Source organism: Paenibacillus sp. 01L418, from assembly GCF_056400045.1.
Window position 1 is genome coordinate 1 of record NZ_JBFTSN010000140.1, and the last position, 14,341, is coordinate 14,341.

15 protein-coding genes and 1 pseudogene are annotated in these 14,341 nt (G+C 42.0%); 8 read left to right on the forward strand and 8 right to left on the reverse strand.

The window, feature by feature from the left end:
- Positions 1–140: 140 nt before the first annotated feature.
- A complete protein-coding gene (locus tag AC1DSE_RS17505; protein ID WP_441878344.1) occupies positions 141–572 on the forward strand; it encodes an NUDIX hydrolase in 432 nt (143 codons plus the stop codon).
- 53 nt (positions 573–625) lie between these two features.
- Here AC1DSE_RS17505 and AC1DSE_RS17510 read toward each other — a convergent pair whose 3' ends face one another.
- Positions 626–1,501 carry a LysR family transcriptional regulator gene (locus AC1DSE_RS17510; protein WP_441878342.1) on the reverse strand — a complete coding sequence of 292 codons (876 nt, stop codon included), beginning with the start codon at positions 1,499–1,501 and terminating at the stop codon, positions 626–628.
- 216 nt (positions 1,502–1,717) lie between these two features.
- Here AC1DSE_RS17510 and AC1DSE_RS17515 point away from each other — a divergent pair, with 216 nt between their 5' ends.
- A complete protein-coding gene (locus AC1DSE_RS17515; RefSeq protein ID WP_477527960.1) occupies positions 1,718–2,656 on the forward strand; it encodes a DMT family transporter in 939 nt (312 codons plus the stop codon).
- A 104-nt stretch (positions 2,657–2,760) separates the two neighbouring features.
- On the opposite strand, the gene AC1DSE_RS17520 is transcribed toward AC1DSE_RS17515, so the two are convergent.
- Both AC1DSE_RS17520 and AC1DSE_RS17525 read right to left on the reverse strand, forming a co-directional pair.
- A complete protein-coding gene (locus AC1DSE_RS17520; protein WP_441878340.1) occupies positions 2,761–3,846 on the reverse strand; it encodes a DUF418 domain-containing protein in 1,086 nt (361 codons plus the stop codon).
- Positions 3,833–4,432 carry a TetR/AcrR family transcriptional regulator gene (locus AC1DSE_RS17525; RefSeq protein ID WP_441878338.1) on the reverse strand — a complete coding sequence of 200 codons (600 nt, stop codon included), beginning with the start codon at positions 4,430–4,432 and terminating at the stop codon, positions 3,833–3,835. The genes AC1DSE_RS17520 and AC1DSE_RS17525 overlap by 14 nt, the downstream gene beginning before the upstream one ends.
- A gap of 252 nt (positions 4,433–4,684) precedes the next feature.
- On the opposite strand from AC1DSE_RS17525, the gene AC1DSE_RS17530 reads away from it, so the two are divergent.
- Together AC1DSE_RS17530 and AC1DSE_RS17535 are read left to right on the forward strand one after the other, a co-directional pair.
- A complete protein-coding gene (locus AC1DSE_RS17530) occupies positions 4,685–5,221 on the forward strand; it encodes a PadR family transcriptional regulator (protein ID WP_441878336.1) in 537 nt (178 codons plus the stop codon).
- Position 5,222: 1 nt separating this feature from the next.
- Positions 5,223–6,746 carry a DHA2 family efflux MFS transporter permease subunit gene (locus AC1DSE_RS17535; protein WP_441878334.1) on the forward strand — a complete coding sequence of 508 codons (1,524 nt, stop codon included), beginning with the start codon at positions 5,223–5,225 and terminating at the stop codon, positions 6,744–6,746.
- A 55-nt stretch (positions 6,747–6,801) separates the two neighbouring features.
- Here the strand turns inward: AC1DSE_RS17535 and AC1DSE_RS17540 are convergent, their stop codons facing one another.
- A complete protein-coding gene (locus AC1DSE_RS17540) occupies positions 6,802–7,509 on the reverse strand; it encodes a DUF421 domain-containing protein (protein WP_477509539.1) in 708 nt (235 codons plus the stop codon).
- Between the two features lie 171 nt (positions 7,510–7,680).
- Here AC1DSE_RS17540 and pepT point away from each other — a divergent pair, with 171 nt between their 5' ends.
- A complete protein-coding gene (gene pepT, locus AC1DSE_RS17545; protein WP_441878328.1) occupies positions 7,681–8,913 on the forward strand; it encodes a peptidase T in 1,233 nt (410 codons plus the stop codon).
- 62 nt (positions 8,914–8,975) lie between these two features.
- Here pepT and AC1DSE_RS17550 read toward each other — a convergent pair whose 3' ends face one another.
- Positions 8,976–9,380, reverse strand: coding sequence for a winged helix-turn-helix transcriptional regulator (locus AC1DSE_RS17550; protein WP_339205642.1), 405 nt, complete (start codon positions 9,378–9,380; stop codon positions 8,976–8,978).
- Positions 9,381–9,536: 156 nt separating this feature from the next.
- Here AC1DSE_RS17550 and AC1DSE_RS17555 point away from each other — a divergent pair, with 156 nt between their 5' ends.
- The 3 genes from AC1DSE_RS17555 to AC1DSE_RS17565 all read left to right on the forward strand — a co-directional run bounded on the left by AC1DSE_RS17555 (position 9,537) and on the right by AC1DSE_RS17565 (position 12,696).
- Positions 9,537–10,742, forward strand: a complete 1,206-nt coding sequence (locus AC1DSE_RS17555; RefSeq protein WP_076266459.1) for an MFS transporter — start codon at positions 9,537–9,539, stop codon at positions 10,740–10,742.
- Complete coding sequence (locus AC1DSE_RS17560; RefSeq protein WP_477509540.1) at positions 10,739–11,584, forward strand: aldo/keto reductase; 846 nt, start codon at positions 10,739–10,741, stop codon at positions 11,582–11,584. Before AC1DSE_RS17555 ends, AC1DSE_RS17560 begins: the two co-directional genes overlap by 4 nt.
- A 182-nt stretch (positions 11,585–11,766) precedes the next feature.
- Positions 11,767–12,696 carry a metallophosphoesterase family protein gene (locus AC1DSE_RS17565; RefSeq protein WP_477509541.1) on the forward strand — a complete coding sequence of 310 codons (930 nt, stop codon included), beginning with the start codon at positions 11,767–11,769 and terminating at the stop codon, positions 12,694–12,696.
- Between the two features lie 417 nt (positions 12,697–13,113).
- Here AC1DSE_RS17565 and AC1DSE_RS17570 read toward each other — a convergent pair whose 3' ends face one another.
- The 3 genes and pseudogenes from AC1DSE_RS17570 to AC1DSE_RS17580 form a co-directional block, all read right to left on the reverse strand.
- On the reverse strand, positions 13,114–13,392 hold the full coding sequence (locus tag AC1DSE_RS17570; protein ID WP_477509542.1) for a hypothetical protein: 279 nt from the start codon (positions 13,390–13,392) through the stop codon (positions 13,114–13,116).
- Positions 13,393–13,467: 75 nt separating this feature from the next.
- Positions 13,468–14,061, reverse strand: a complete 594-nt coding sequence (locus AC1DSE_RS17575; RefSeq protein WP_477509543.1) for a DUF1349 domain-containing protein — start codon at positions 14,059–14,061, stop codon at positions 13,468–13,470.
- A gap of 58 nt (positions 14,062–14,119) precedes the next feature.
- Positions 14,120–14,341, reverse strand: a pseudogene (locus AC1DSE_RS17580) (GNAT family N-acetyltransferase); the annotation flags it as partial.

Consider the following 14,341-nt stretch of genomic DNA (forward strand, 5'->3'; position numbering starts at 1 on the left):
TGACTGCCTCATCATAACAAGAAGATATCATTGCTCTATTATCTCAGGGTGAAGGTATTGTAAATATCGCTGCAACTTTTTTCCATATGGTTCCGTATAGAGAATGCCATTATTCATACAGATAACTAGGAGGACTTTAATTGTCAAACAAACCGGTTGGTGCGGCTGCTATTATCGTTGATTCTGAAAATCGTGTTCTGCTGGTGAAACATAACTATGGTAAATACAATTGGGAAATACCCGGCGGGTTATCCGAACAAAACGAGTCTGCGCAGGAAACTGCGAGAAGAGAAGTATTAGAAGAAACAGGTCTCGAGGTAACTGTAGATCGATTAACAGGTGTATACTACGAGCCGCATCATGATATGCACCACTTTGTTTTCATTTGCAAAAACGTAAACAATCAAGCTCCTCAACCTTGTTATAAAGAAATTACAGCCTGCCAGTACTGCAGTATTGATGATCTGCCTAGACCATTGAGTGACTTTACTTATAAACGTATCCAAGATGCTTTGAATCCAGATCAGACGGAGAGCTTCCACACGATAGGGCCGAGACAGTGGTTCGAATAATCAAAGGCTATGAAAAAAGTCGGTGCAGGCGTAATCCCTGCACCGACTTTTTTTCATATCATATTCGATTGCACTCCGCTTGTCCGAGCAATAATTTCATCAATAAAGCATTGTAATGTACTCGTTAAATAGGAATCCTTGCGCCGAATAAAAATCGTCGTAATATCACGATATGGCTCAGGTACACTATGACAGTAAACGGTGCCGTTAGCAGCCAAATCAACAATCGAGGATTCGGGAATAATCGTTATGCCTACCCCCGCTGCGACACTGCCAATAATCGTCCCAAAAGTGCCAAACTCCATAATTTGTTTTGGAATAATGCCTTCTACCTTCATCCAGCTTTCCAGTCTCCCGCGGTAGCCGCAGCCTTTGTTGTAGAGCAAGAGCGGTTTTGTCGTAATGTCGTCCATCGAGAACGCATCACCTTTGGTCACCAGCACTAGCTTTTCTTGAATAACCTCTACTTGCTCGATTAAGGGATGCCTGATTGGTCCGGTAACAAAAGCGCCATCCAACTTCATATCCAGAACTTCTTGCAGCAGCTGATCCGTCACTCCGGCTTTCAGCGATAATTCTACATTAGGATACTTGCTGTAATACGACGATAAAATATGAGGAAGCGCGATAACGGTTTCCACAATTCCGATTTCTAGGACACCGGAAGGATTTGTTTTATTGTGAAAGGTACGCTTCATTTCTTCCATTTTGGACAAGATCTCTTTCGAATGCTCGAGCAGACGTTTGCCTTCCGTATTTAAAATCATTCCGCGCTTATGGCGATAAAATAATGGCGTATCCAGCTCTTTTTCCAGTAGTTTAATTCTTGCTGTTACATTTGATTGCACGTAATTCAGCTCGAGCGCTGCTTTGCTGATACTCCCGTGTGCTGCTACGGTTTGAAAAATTTTCAAATCCTTGAATTCCAAGCGCACCCCTCCACTGCCATTCGTTTCAGATGATCTTATATGTTAGATATCATTATAAATGATGATAAACTTTATTTTCAATCGTTTTACTATCGTCTTGCAACCCCCTATCATTGGAAATAGACAATAACTCGGCATAATTTCTTTTAGGGAGAGAGACCACTCGTGCTTAAAAAACAAGTCATTATCGGCTCTATACTTTGCCTCGTTGCAAGTATGTCGTGGGGAGCCATGTTTCCTGTAGCCCACGTTGCTTTACAGCAAATTGATCCATTTTATTTCTCGTTTATTCGCTATTTTGTCGTTGCAATCATTCTGAGCGTGCTCTTGCTAGTGAAAGAGGGTAAATCTGCATTCCGCTTAGAGGGCAGAGGTAAATCTCTGTTGTTTTATGGGACAATGGCCTTTACAGTCTACAATATGGCCGTATTCCTTGGACAGCATCTCATGGGGGAATCCGGCACCGTCGCTGCTTCCATAATGGAAGTGCTTATGCCAATGATATCTATTATGGTATTGTGGGTCACTAAAAAAACCGCACCCAAAAAATATATGCTGACGAGTGTAGCCATCGCCCTTGTAGGCGCATTACTCGTTATTACGAACGGAAAGTTAGCTTTCTTCATGATGGCTGGTCAACATATGTTCCCGCTCCTGCTCATCTTTACAGGAGTTGTTGGATGGGTGATCTACTCCATGGGCGGTACGCAGTTTAAACAGTGGTCCATACTCCGCTATTCCACGTTAACCTGTTTGCTCGGCAGCGCCGTATCTTTTGTTATCGTTACACTTGCATCCACCTTTGGCGTGCTGCCTGTACCCACTTGGGAAACGATACTTTCAATCAAATATGAAATGTCCTTTATGATTCTATTGCCTGGATTAGCTGCTTTGTTATGCTGGAATGCAGGCATCAAATTATTATCGCCGCTAAATGGCATATTGTTTATTAATTTCGTTCCGATTACTACTTTCGTCATTATGGCTTTTCAAGGCTACCACATTAGCGCTTATGAGTTTTTCGGCAYCTTGCTCGTCATCTTCGCGCTTGTTCGAAACAATGTGCAGCAGAGAAAAGCAATGAGCAAAGCTAATCCGAGCACTTATGCTGCTCCTCGTCATCCCAAAGGTCAGGCGGTCAAAGCTACCTCTTAACCAAACTATAAGGTTAATCTAAAACAAAAACACCACTCCTGATAGAGTGGTGTTTTCGTTAACTTCGTTATTGTAAAAGAATGCGGATGGATAAGCTTGCCGCTTTATCCCGTAATTTTCCTCATCAGCAGTTCAATCGGCCCTCTTGAAAATCTCTTACGCCAAAGCACACTACATAAAATGCTAAATAAGAAAAAACAAAATGAGTATATAGAGGCGAATATCAACGATTGGTTTTCCAGTCGATTTAGTGCAATGAGAACACCGATACCAATTACCACATGGCTCACATAATGAGTCAACGTTAACTGGCCTGTTTGTACGATAACGTTTATAAACCAGCTTTTATCGTATTTTTCAGTCAAGAACAGACTTAGAATTAAGAAGGCAATAGCCGAACCCGATGCAGATAATATGTACAAAACATTCGGCAGAATCGGACCTGTGCTGAACAAAAACTCAGCACTTTCGCTACCCATGCTCGGGATGAACAAATAAGTTAGCATTTTTGACAGCAGCTCCATGGTAATCGTGACACTTGCTCCAATGATCAGCAGCTTCATTCGAAGCGCCTTGTTATGAAAATCTATTCTTCCTATCAAGAGTCCGATGATGAAGAAACAAAACCATGGAAATATAGGATGATAGCCATTAAAAAATAAATTGCGAACAAAACCTTCCAACGTCCAAAAATCCACATAATGCATAAACGGTACAGGACCGCCCCATCCTTTAAAGGTATCGAATACAAGCTGAAGGCATTGTGCTGTTATTAATATAGCTGCGCCCAGTCCATACAATATCCTGTCTCTTACCGTAATTAGCACTGCTGCCATGAACAGATAAACACCATAATAATGTAAAATATCGCCTGTCCATTCCATAACATATAGCAGTAATCCGATTACAAACAAGAACAGCGATCTTTTCCAAATCATTTGGCGAACAGCTATAATCTTTGCTTTATCGTGACTAGCAACAGCTTTCCGAGACATGAGCGAAATGCCTATGCCAGCAAGTAAAACGAATAAAGCCGAGGCTCGTCCTTGAAATAACGAAGTAACAGTAATCAACCACGCGGGGCCATTATGCTCAGCATTTGTAATTACAATGAAGTTTACGATAAGCATACCGAACAGTGCCCATGCACGGGCAAAATCCAGCCCAATCAATCGTTTACTTGCTTCCACTAGCATCACTTCCTTTGAAAACGCCGCTTACAGCCTCTACCCAGATCTGTTTATAATCAATATGTTCAACCAGCATCATAAAGTTGCCAATGTTATCAAGCACTAAGGCAAGCATATGTGCTTTGGCAGCACTCGCCTGATCTGAAACAAGTCCAAAATGTTTAGCTTTCTCCATCAGCATCTCAAAGCCGTACAAATACCCTTTTTGGATCATAAGCAGCTTCTCGTGATAAAAGGGATACCTTGTTGCCATTAACATATATTCCTGTACGACACGATTATAATAAGGGTCCTTAGCCTGCTCATCAATCATATGGATTCCGAGCTCAACAAGCTTCTCCTCAAAATTATCTTTTGTAAAAGTATCCATTTCAAAAAATGTCGAGAACTGAATCGCGCTGCACAAGTCTTCAAAAATTGCCGCTATGAGATCTTCTTTCGATTTAAAGTAATAATAAATAGAGGGTTTAGCTATTCCAACCGCTTTGGCAATCATCGAATACGTCGTTTTCGTAATGCCCACCTCTGCAAATAGTTGATAGCTCACTTCTTTGATGGATGCCAATGTTTCCTCGCTTTTACTCATTGCAACTCCTCCTGTACCTTGAATTTGTTTTAGCATATCACTCTTATTATTATTTTTCAACCTATCGTTAGGTAGAATTTTATGAAAAGTGAATGATCTACTAAACCTTTTTTATTTACCAATTGTTTTATTTCTAAATATTGACACCACCTATATCGGAGTGATATATTATGGATCGTAATATAAATATGGATATTTATTACACCTATTCCCATTCTATCCTAAGTAAAAAGACAAGGAGGCACATTTGCTTTGAACAGTCAGGACGTTATTTTAGGCATGCTTATGAGACGATCATTATCCGGTTATGAAATTAAACAATTGTTCGAGGATATTTTCTCTTATTTCTATAGCTCAAGCTATGGAACGATTTATCCGATGCTGCATCGGATGGAAAAAGAGGCATTGATCACGAAGGAAAATGTGCAGCAAGAGGGCAAGCCGAATAAAAATGTGTTCACCATCACAGAGGCTGGAAAAAGTAGATTTTACGAATATCTGCACAGCCCGATGGAAACGGATACGGTTAAATCAGATTTCCTGATGCGGCTTTATTTCGGCCAGCTGGTAGGTAATGACATGGTAGTTATGTGGTTGAAGCAGGCACAAGAGTATACACAGACACAGCTCGATCAGCTGCGCGATAAGTACGCCCTATATAAAAGCAGCATGCAGCCTGGACATATCATATGCATTGAAATCGGAATTAAGGAATATAGTGCTAAGCTGGAAGCGATCCAAGAGGGGCTGGATCGTATGGATAAATTAGAAGAGGAAAAGAGGGTTTAGGATGGAAAAATCACGTTCAAACAATAACCTCATCATTCTTGCCATGGCACTAGGGTTATTAATGGCATCTTTGGACAATACGATTGTGGCCTCCTGCATTAACAAGCTCAGTCAGGACTTTAACATTTTCGATAAAGTCAGCTGGGTATTTACCGCCTACATGCTGGCAGCAACAAGCACGATGCTCGTTTTCGGCAAAATGTCCGACCTATTCGGCAGAAAAATGTTTTATATGATTGGTATTGGCATGTTCTTGATCGGCTCCGCCTTATGCGGTATCGCTCAGAGTGCTGATCAGCTCATCTGGTTCCGCGTCATTCAAGGGATTGGCTCCGGCGCCTTGTTCCCAATCAGCTTCACCATTATTTATACGATATTTAAAGATCCGAAGGATGCAGCAAAAATGTCTGGCGTATTCGGTGCGATCTTCGGCCTATCCTCCGTTGCAGGCCCGCAGCTCGGCAGCTTCATTGCCGAACACTTTGGTTGGAGATGGAACTTCTATATCAACATTCCCATCGGTTTGGCATCCATGATTGTTCTGATGATTGCGCTCAAAGAAACACGTTCCGAGAAAAAACCAAAAATCGATTATTTGGGAACCTTGTTTTTGATCATTACTACGGTCTCCTTAATGCTAGCGCTCGAATGGGGCGGCAAAACCTACGCATGGAGTTCCTGGCAGGAAATTAGCTTATTCACGATTTCAGCTGTAATTGGCGCTCTGTTTATTTTTGTCGAGCTGCGTGCTCCTGAACCCGTCCTTCCTCTGAGCATCTTTAAAAATAAGATGGTCTTGGGCACAAGTATTCTTTGCTTCTGCCAGGGCGTCATTATGTTCTCCGCCATTACGTATTTGCCTAGCTTTACGGTAGGGGTGTTAGGAAATAGCAACTCAAACGGCGTATTGACGCCTATGATGGCCTCGTTAATCGGGGGTGCTATTCTATTTGGTTTCCTGCAATCCAAATTCGCCTTCCGTACACTCATGCTGTTCACTATGCTAATGACTATTATTGTAGCTACGCTGCTTTCTACAGTTAGCGCTCATGCTTCCAGCGGCTATATGATTGTACTTATGATTCTGCTTGGCTTTGGCGCCGTCGGTCCTCTAATGAGTGTCGCACAGAGCTCGATTGCTGCAAACGTTGATCCTAAATATATGGGCGTCAGCTCATCTATCGTCGGCTTCTGGCGCAACATTGGCGGCATATTGGGTGCATCTATTATGGCGACGATTGTAAATAACAACTTGCATCGATTAATTACGGCAGGTGCAGATAAGGCTGGCATTCCTTCTGACAAAATCAATACTCTAGCCAATCCAGAACTGCTCATGCGAGCAGGCGGTCAGCTAGACCCGCAAATACGCAAGTTTCTGCAAGAGGCGCTGGCAACAGCGATCAATCACGGCTTTATACTCAGCATTTGTGTGGGCAGCATTGGCTTAATCACCGCTATGTTTGTTGGTGCAAGCAGACTCGGAGCTACAAAAAAAACAACGACCAGCGCTACACACATATAGAGGTAAATAGACACGCAACGGTAATCTGCGATGCAAATTACCGTTGCGTGCATCCTTATTCTTTATCCGTAGGTTTATGTATACCGTCTTCATAAAAGTCAAAGATGAGCTGCTTCTTTGTCCCTCTTACCGCGTAGAAAACGTCAGATATTTTCTTCCCTTTTTTTCTCAGTTCGTTTTCCAGCCATTCCTTCGTCAGCCCATTCTCTTTCATTTCTTTTTCCAAAAGTGAACCATCCATAATCAATTCAATTGGAAACTCCTGTTTGTTTAATTGAAGCTTCATGTCCTTTTTCGTGACAAGCTGATACTCGTCTTTTTTTAATACAGACACCATTCCATTATCCTCAAGAACTGCATATTCAACCTCATCCATATTAAAAATCCCATTTTCTCTTAAAGCTTGATCCAAAGAATCCAAAGTATATCTAACCTTCTTCATATTATTCTCAAGAATCTTCCCGCCTTCGATGAGAACGGTTGGGGAGCCTGAAATCCAGCTTCTTAATTTACGGCTCTTTAAGGCAACGACAGATAACAGATAAGACGTAACCGTCATAACCGCGAGTGACAAAGTAATATGCGACCATTTCAATGTTTCATTGAATGCCAAATTGGCTGCAAGTGCCCCTATCGTAATGCCGGTCACAAAATCATGAAATGTCATGTTGGAAATCGTCTGTTTCCCCAATATTCTAGCTACTAGTAGAAGCAGTAAAATAGCAACAATCGTACGTATTAAAATATCCATATAGGTATGCATGCTGTGATTCCACCTCTACTCTTATTGTTACCCAAGCGATTTGAAAAAAATCATGGAACAGCGTATCATCTTTAAAGTGAACAGATTAGAGACCACTTCTAGTGACGATGAAGATACGTCGCTTTTGTATTGTATTTTGCTATATGACTATTTGTATTGGAGCTGAGAATGATGAAAACCGAGATTATAAACAGATTTATCACTTACGCGCAGGTGGACACACAGTCCGATGAAAGCAGCGAAACCTGCCCTTCCACGCCCGGACAACTGACGTTAGCTAATATGCTAGTAGAGGAATTGAAAGCCATCGGCATGCAAGAGGTTACGATGGATGCTAACGGCTATGTCATGGCTACCCTTCCAGCCAATACGGATAAAGAGATCCCAACCATCGGTTTCCTTGCGCATATCGATACAGCAACTGACTTTACTGGCACGAACGTCAAGCCGCAAATTATTGAACAATATGACGGGAACGACATTATCTTAAATGAAGCACAGCGCATCATTATGTCACCGAACGACTTCCCAGAGCTGCACGGCTATAAAGGTCATACGTTGATTACAACAGACGGCACGACACTGCTTGGTGCAGACGATAAAGCAGGCATAACTGAGATCATGACGGCGATGGCTCATCTCATTAATCATCCTGAGTTGAAGCACGGTAAAATAAGAGTAGCCTTCACTCCTGATGAAGAGATCGGCCGAGGTCCGCATAAGTTTGATGTACAAGCCTTTGATGCGGTCTATGCCTATACAATGGATGGAGGTCCGCTGGGCGAGCTTCAATACGAAAGCTTTAATGCCGCTGGCGCTGTCATTATATGCAAGGGCAAAAACGTGCATCCCGGAACGGCCAAAGGCAAAATGATCAATGCCGCAAAAATGGCGATGGAGCTCCACGCAAAACTGCCGGCTAATGAAACACCTGAGCAGACAGAAGGCCATGAAGGCTTCTACCACCTGTCATCCATTCAAGGCGACGTCGAGCAAACGGAGCTTCATTATTTGATACGTGATCATGACCGCAACCGATTTAAAGAAAGAAAGCTGGAGCTTACTCGTATCGTAGAGGAACTGAAAGCGAAGTACGGAGAAGAACGTATTGTGCTTGAAATAAAGGATCAATACTACAATATGAAGGAGAAAATCGAGCCGGTGATCCAAGTCGTAGACATCGCAGAGCAAGCGATGATCAACCTTGGCATTACCCCGCTAATCGAGCCGATTCGCGGCGGCACAGACGGCTCGCAGCTTTCCTACATGGGATTGCCGACTCCGAATATTTTCACCGGCGGAGAAAATTATCATGGCCGATTTGAATATGTATCGGTTAACAATATGGTACAAGCCGTCAATACGATTATTGAAATCGTTAAGCTGTATGAACAAAAAGCTTAATAATCGTCATAAACAAACAGGCTGTCGTCCACATGACGACAGCCTGTTTGTTATTAGATGGTTTAGCAAAGCACATCTTCTTCCTGTTCGACGATGTCCATCTCAAGATTATTTAGGCCATTGTCTTCCAATACGGCAGCCTTATTACCGTATTCTTTAATAATATGAATCTCGCCCCATGAGCAAAGGGAGTCCAATATCGATTTTAAGCTCCATCCGTATTCACTGAGCTCATATTCAACCCGCGGCGGGACCTCATTGTAGCTTATTCGATTCACGATGCCATCTTGCTCCAGCTCTCTCAGCTGCTGTGTTAACATCTTTTGTGTTATGGAGGGCATAATACGTTTGAGATCACTCGTTCTTTTTTTGCCATGCGTTAAGTGACAAAGGATTACGCATTTCCATTTCCCTCCAATAACCTCGAGGGTCGCTTCCACTGAAATATTGTATTTTTTCTTAATCATAGATATATCCTCCCCAACCGAGCTATCGCCTACTATTCATGCATTTATTACTTTTTAGTACCTATAGCACTTCAAAGTACGTACTGTTCATTACTGCCTAAACCCATCATAATAGCACTTACCGGCCGGCAATACTATACAAAAGGGGTTATACAAATGGCATTAGATAAAAAAAGAAGTACCCTGGCGCTTCTAGCGTTAGCCATAAGCGCCTTTGCGATTGGGACAACAGAGTTCATCAGTGTAGGGCTGCTCCCGCTTATATCTGAAGACTTGAATATATCGGTTACAACATCGGCACTAACCGTTACGTTGTATGCTCTTGGGGTTACTTTTGGAGCTCCAATATTAACATCTTTAACATCTACGATTCCGAGAAAAACATTATTGTTTTGGATCATGATTGTTTTTATTGCTGGAAACAGCCTTGCGGCATCGGCAAGCGGCGTTGGTATTTTACTTACCGCGCGCGTCATCTCAGCACTGGCTCATGGCGTATTTATGTCAATTGGCGCTACCATTGCAGCCGATCTCGTTCCCGAGAACCGCAGAGCTAGCGCAATCGCAATTATGTTCTCAGGACTCACTGTAGCTACCGTTACAGGCGTACCGTTAGGTACTTGGATTGGACAGCATATGGGCTGGCGTGCTGCTTTTGTTGGCATAGTTCTTATTGGCGTTATCGCTTTTATAGCCAATATGGTGTTGATTCCTTCCGATTTGCGCAAAGGAACTCGAACACCGCTGCGCGAGCAGATAAAACTGGTTACGAATGGACGATTGCTGCTTGCATTCGCGATTACTGCTATTGGGTACGGGGGTACGTTTGTTGTCTTTACTTATTTATCCCCGTTGCTTCACGATATAACCGGATTTAAGGAAAGTACGGTAGCGGCCATTCTTTTGGTATACGGCATCGCCATCGCCATCGGCAATGTCATTGGTGGGAAAGCTGCCAATAAGAAGCCGATTACCGCCTTGTTTTACATGTTTATTTTGCAGGCTATCATACTCTTTGTTCTTACCTTCACCGCACCGTTTAAAGTGGTTGGCTTAATTACGATTATCTTGATGGGACTGTTTGCATTCATGAACGTACCCGGCTTGCAAGTGCATGTCGTGATGCTCGCTGAACGTTATGCGCCGAAGGCAGTAGATGTCGCTTCGGCTGTCAACATCGCTGCGTTTAACGCAGGTATCGCCATTGGCGCCTATTTGGGCGGTGTCATTACGGACTCGATGGGACTTATTCATACGGCTTGGGTTGGCGGATTGATGGTTCTCGGCGCTGTAATTTTAACCGGCTGGGCTAGAGCTTTAGAAAAAAAAGATGAAACAAAACACAGGAGGGCTTCACTATGATCGCAAAAAATTTACAGGATACAACTACACTTCACAACGGTGTTCAAATGCCTTGGTTTGGTCTTGGCGTCTTTAAAGTTGAGGATGGCGCGGAGCTGGTCGAGTCCGTCAAAGCAGCGATTAAAAATGGTTACCGCAGTATTGATACCGCAGCTATTTATGGCAATGAATCAGGTGTCGGACAAGGCATTCGTGAAGCTATGGCTGAGTATAACGTGACGAGAGAAGAGCTTTTTGTCACATCAAAGGTTTGGAATGCTGATCTCGGATATGAATCTACACTGGCGGCTTACGAAACTACGCTAAATAAACTCGGTTTAGACTTTCTTGACCTGTACCTGATTCATTGGCCTGTAGAAGGCAAATTCCAAGAGGCGTGGAGAGCTTTGGAGACCCTTTACAAGGATGGCCGAGTCAAAGCCATTGGCGTAAGCAACTTCCAGATTCATCATTTGGAGACGTTAATGAAAGATGCTGCCGTTAAACCGATGATTAATCAAGTGGAGCTCCATCCGCAGCTAACGCAGAAAGAGTTAATCGACTATTGCAAGAAACAAGGCATCCAAATTGAAGCATGGTCTCCGCTTATGCAAGGTCAGCTGTTAGATCATCCCGTTCTTAAGGAGATTGCTGAAACGCATAACAAATCCATTGCTCAAGTCATTCTGCGCTGGGATTTGCAGCACGGCATTGTAACGATTCCGAAGTCAACGAAAGAGCATCGCATCATCGAAAATAGTAATGTATTTAATTTTGAACTATCTGAGAGTGAGCTGTCCCGAATAGACGCTCTGAACCAAAATCTTCGGGTGGGTCCAGATCCCGACAACTTTGATTTTTAATATCATAGCGGAACAATAATAGGGCTGTCCCAAACGCAGATACATCTACGTTTGGGACAGCCCTTATTTAATCGTGCCTTATTGCAGGATAATGCGGAATGATATCGAAATGAATGTACGTAAACCATTGTCTACATATTTTTGGCGAAAATCATTCGAATGGGATTCAAGTGGAGGGTACTATGGCGAACTTAAACTTTCGAGAAGACGGCACATTCAAAATTGTTCAATTTACCGATCTGCACTGGCAAAACGGGCAGCAAGAGGATTTACAAACATATTCTCTAATGAAGAACGTCCTGCAAGAAGAATCACCAGATTTGGTGATCTTTACCGGTGACGTTATTTATAGCGAGCATTGTACTGATAGACAAGAGTCCTTTAAAAATGCTGTCAAAGCAGCGGAAGAATTTAATATCCCATGGGCAGCTGTATTTGGCAATCATGATACCGAGGTTGGCACCACCAGAGAAGAGCTTATTCGCTTGCAGCAGGAAAGACCGCTCAGCTTAACCGAAATGGGCCCTAGCCTAGGGGATCGTGCTGGAAATTATGTGCTGGAAATTCATTCTAAAAATAATAGCAGCCCCGCTGCCGCATTATATCTATTGGATTCAGGCGAGTATGCCGATCAGCCCGTTGGCGGCTATGCCTGGGTTACTCATAGCCAAATTGGCTGGTATAAGGAGCAATCCGCTCGTTTGACGAAACAAAACAATGATGTTCCACTGCCCTCGCTTGCGTTTTTCCATATCCCTGTGCCCGAATATAACGAGGTATGGAACGAGCATACCTGCTATGGGCAGAAGCACGAGGGCGTAGCGAGCCCAAAAATCAATTCCGGACTTTTCACTGCATTTCTTGAAATGAAAGATGTCCGCGGTACGTTCGTAGGGCATGATCATATCAATGATTACTGGGGTGAGCTTCACGGCATTCGTCTATGTTATGGAAGGGCTACAGGCTATAACACCTATGGAAAAGAGGGTTTTCCGCGTGGTGCAAGGATCATACAATTGACCGAAGGGAAAGCTGACTTCCAAACATGGCTGAGACTAGATGATGGATCTGTTGTCGTCAATCAGCCTGAACATCTTCCTGAGAAAGGTTAATGGCAACCATTAGGACGATATTAATACGAACCGCCAATGTGTAAACATAACTGATGTAATAATACTGGAATCTCAACGACGTAGATAGTTTTTATATAAAGTGACACTGTATATGTTAATAGAGCATCCCTGTTGTCGATGGGGGTGCTTCAGATTTTTGCCGATTTAGTTCGCTTTTAACTCTGCGTTAATTCTCATGGCTTCCTCGTAATTTTTAGCAGGTGCCGATATTCTTAGGTCCTTACCTATCAATTGGTTATCATTCATTTTTTCATTCACATCTATGTTCAGTTGGGCAAAATTATCCGATATCATTAGATAACCTAAAGGCTTGTGAACAGGTGTTCCATTTTCATTCTGATGATAAAATAATAAATCTTGATAAAAATCTATATCCCGCAATTGATAATTTTTTGTTTAATCATATTTATTAATAATGAATTGTCCATGAAAGGATGGATCACGGAACAAGGGTTTATATATAGTTCCCTTAACTTTGATTGTTGTTACTTCTCCACTTTCAGGTTTGCCTACGCGATATTCCAATGCTGGATACTCAAGATCAATCTTTTTTGGGAAATTATATATGAACAGGAATACAGAAACGGCTACAAGTGATAATGCTGTACACAAAATAATTACTTTTAACCTTCCTTTTGGTGGTTCCATAATACCTCTTCCCGCTTTATGAGTCATGAATTTGAATATCCTTCTCTTACCAATTATTTATTCGATCATTTATATTTATCTATTAGTTACACTGGAAATTTGTTACTTGTGTTCTTTCCATTGGCATTCAGTAAATTTCATTTCTGTGAAAACGGCATTAAATGAAGAGTCTTCTGGACTGCAAGCATAAATACCAATCTGAATATTGTCTGCTCCTTCAAAAAGGTGTGCAATACGCATTTGCTTATAGTGAATGCCATCATAAGAATTTTCAATACAATAATCGCTTTTACGTCGGCTCAGTCTGTAATACATAAATTTCTTTGTTGCAGAAATATCCGTAGTTGCCCAATCAGAATATCCTAAGTTCGTTACAACACTTCCTAATCTCTGGTATTCTTCATTTTCATATTCAATAGAAGCCTTTATCCAGTTATCACTATTTTGATAGATAATTACACCGCACTGGTCGAAGCGTTGTTTACTGTCAAATTCCGTTTTTACTATAAACGAAAAGTATTTCTCATTGGTTTTCATTAACAAAGCAGGAGCATTATTGTTTTGAAAGCCATAATAGGTTCTTTGCCAAAAATCTGTTCCAGCTTCTGTTTTAATCACAATTTCTCCATCTGTAATCGTATATTCTTCAGGCTCATGTACCCAGAATAAGTGATCTCTTTGGAATGTTACATCCATTTTGATTCCTCCATAAATCGAAATTTAACAAACATATTTTTCTTATTCGACGCTGTATTCACAATTTAGATAATACTTCGCCAATATTGCTCCACTCATATATAAGAAGATTCAATTCATTGCCGGAAATTGTTATCTTATCCGATTTAAATAAATGAGCACCGTAATATTCGTAGAAATAACGGGTTTTATTATCTTCTAATACTTCAACAAAAACTCTATTGTAGCCGAGTTCTTCAAATTGAAGAAAAAGTTGTTTGAAAAGTTGCTTCCCCACACC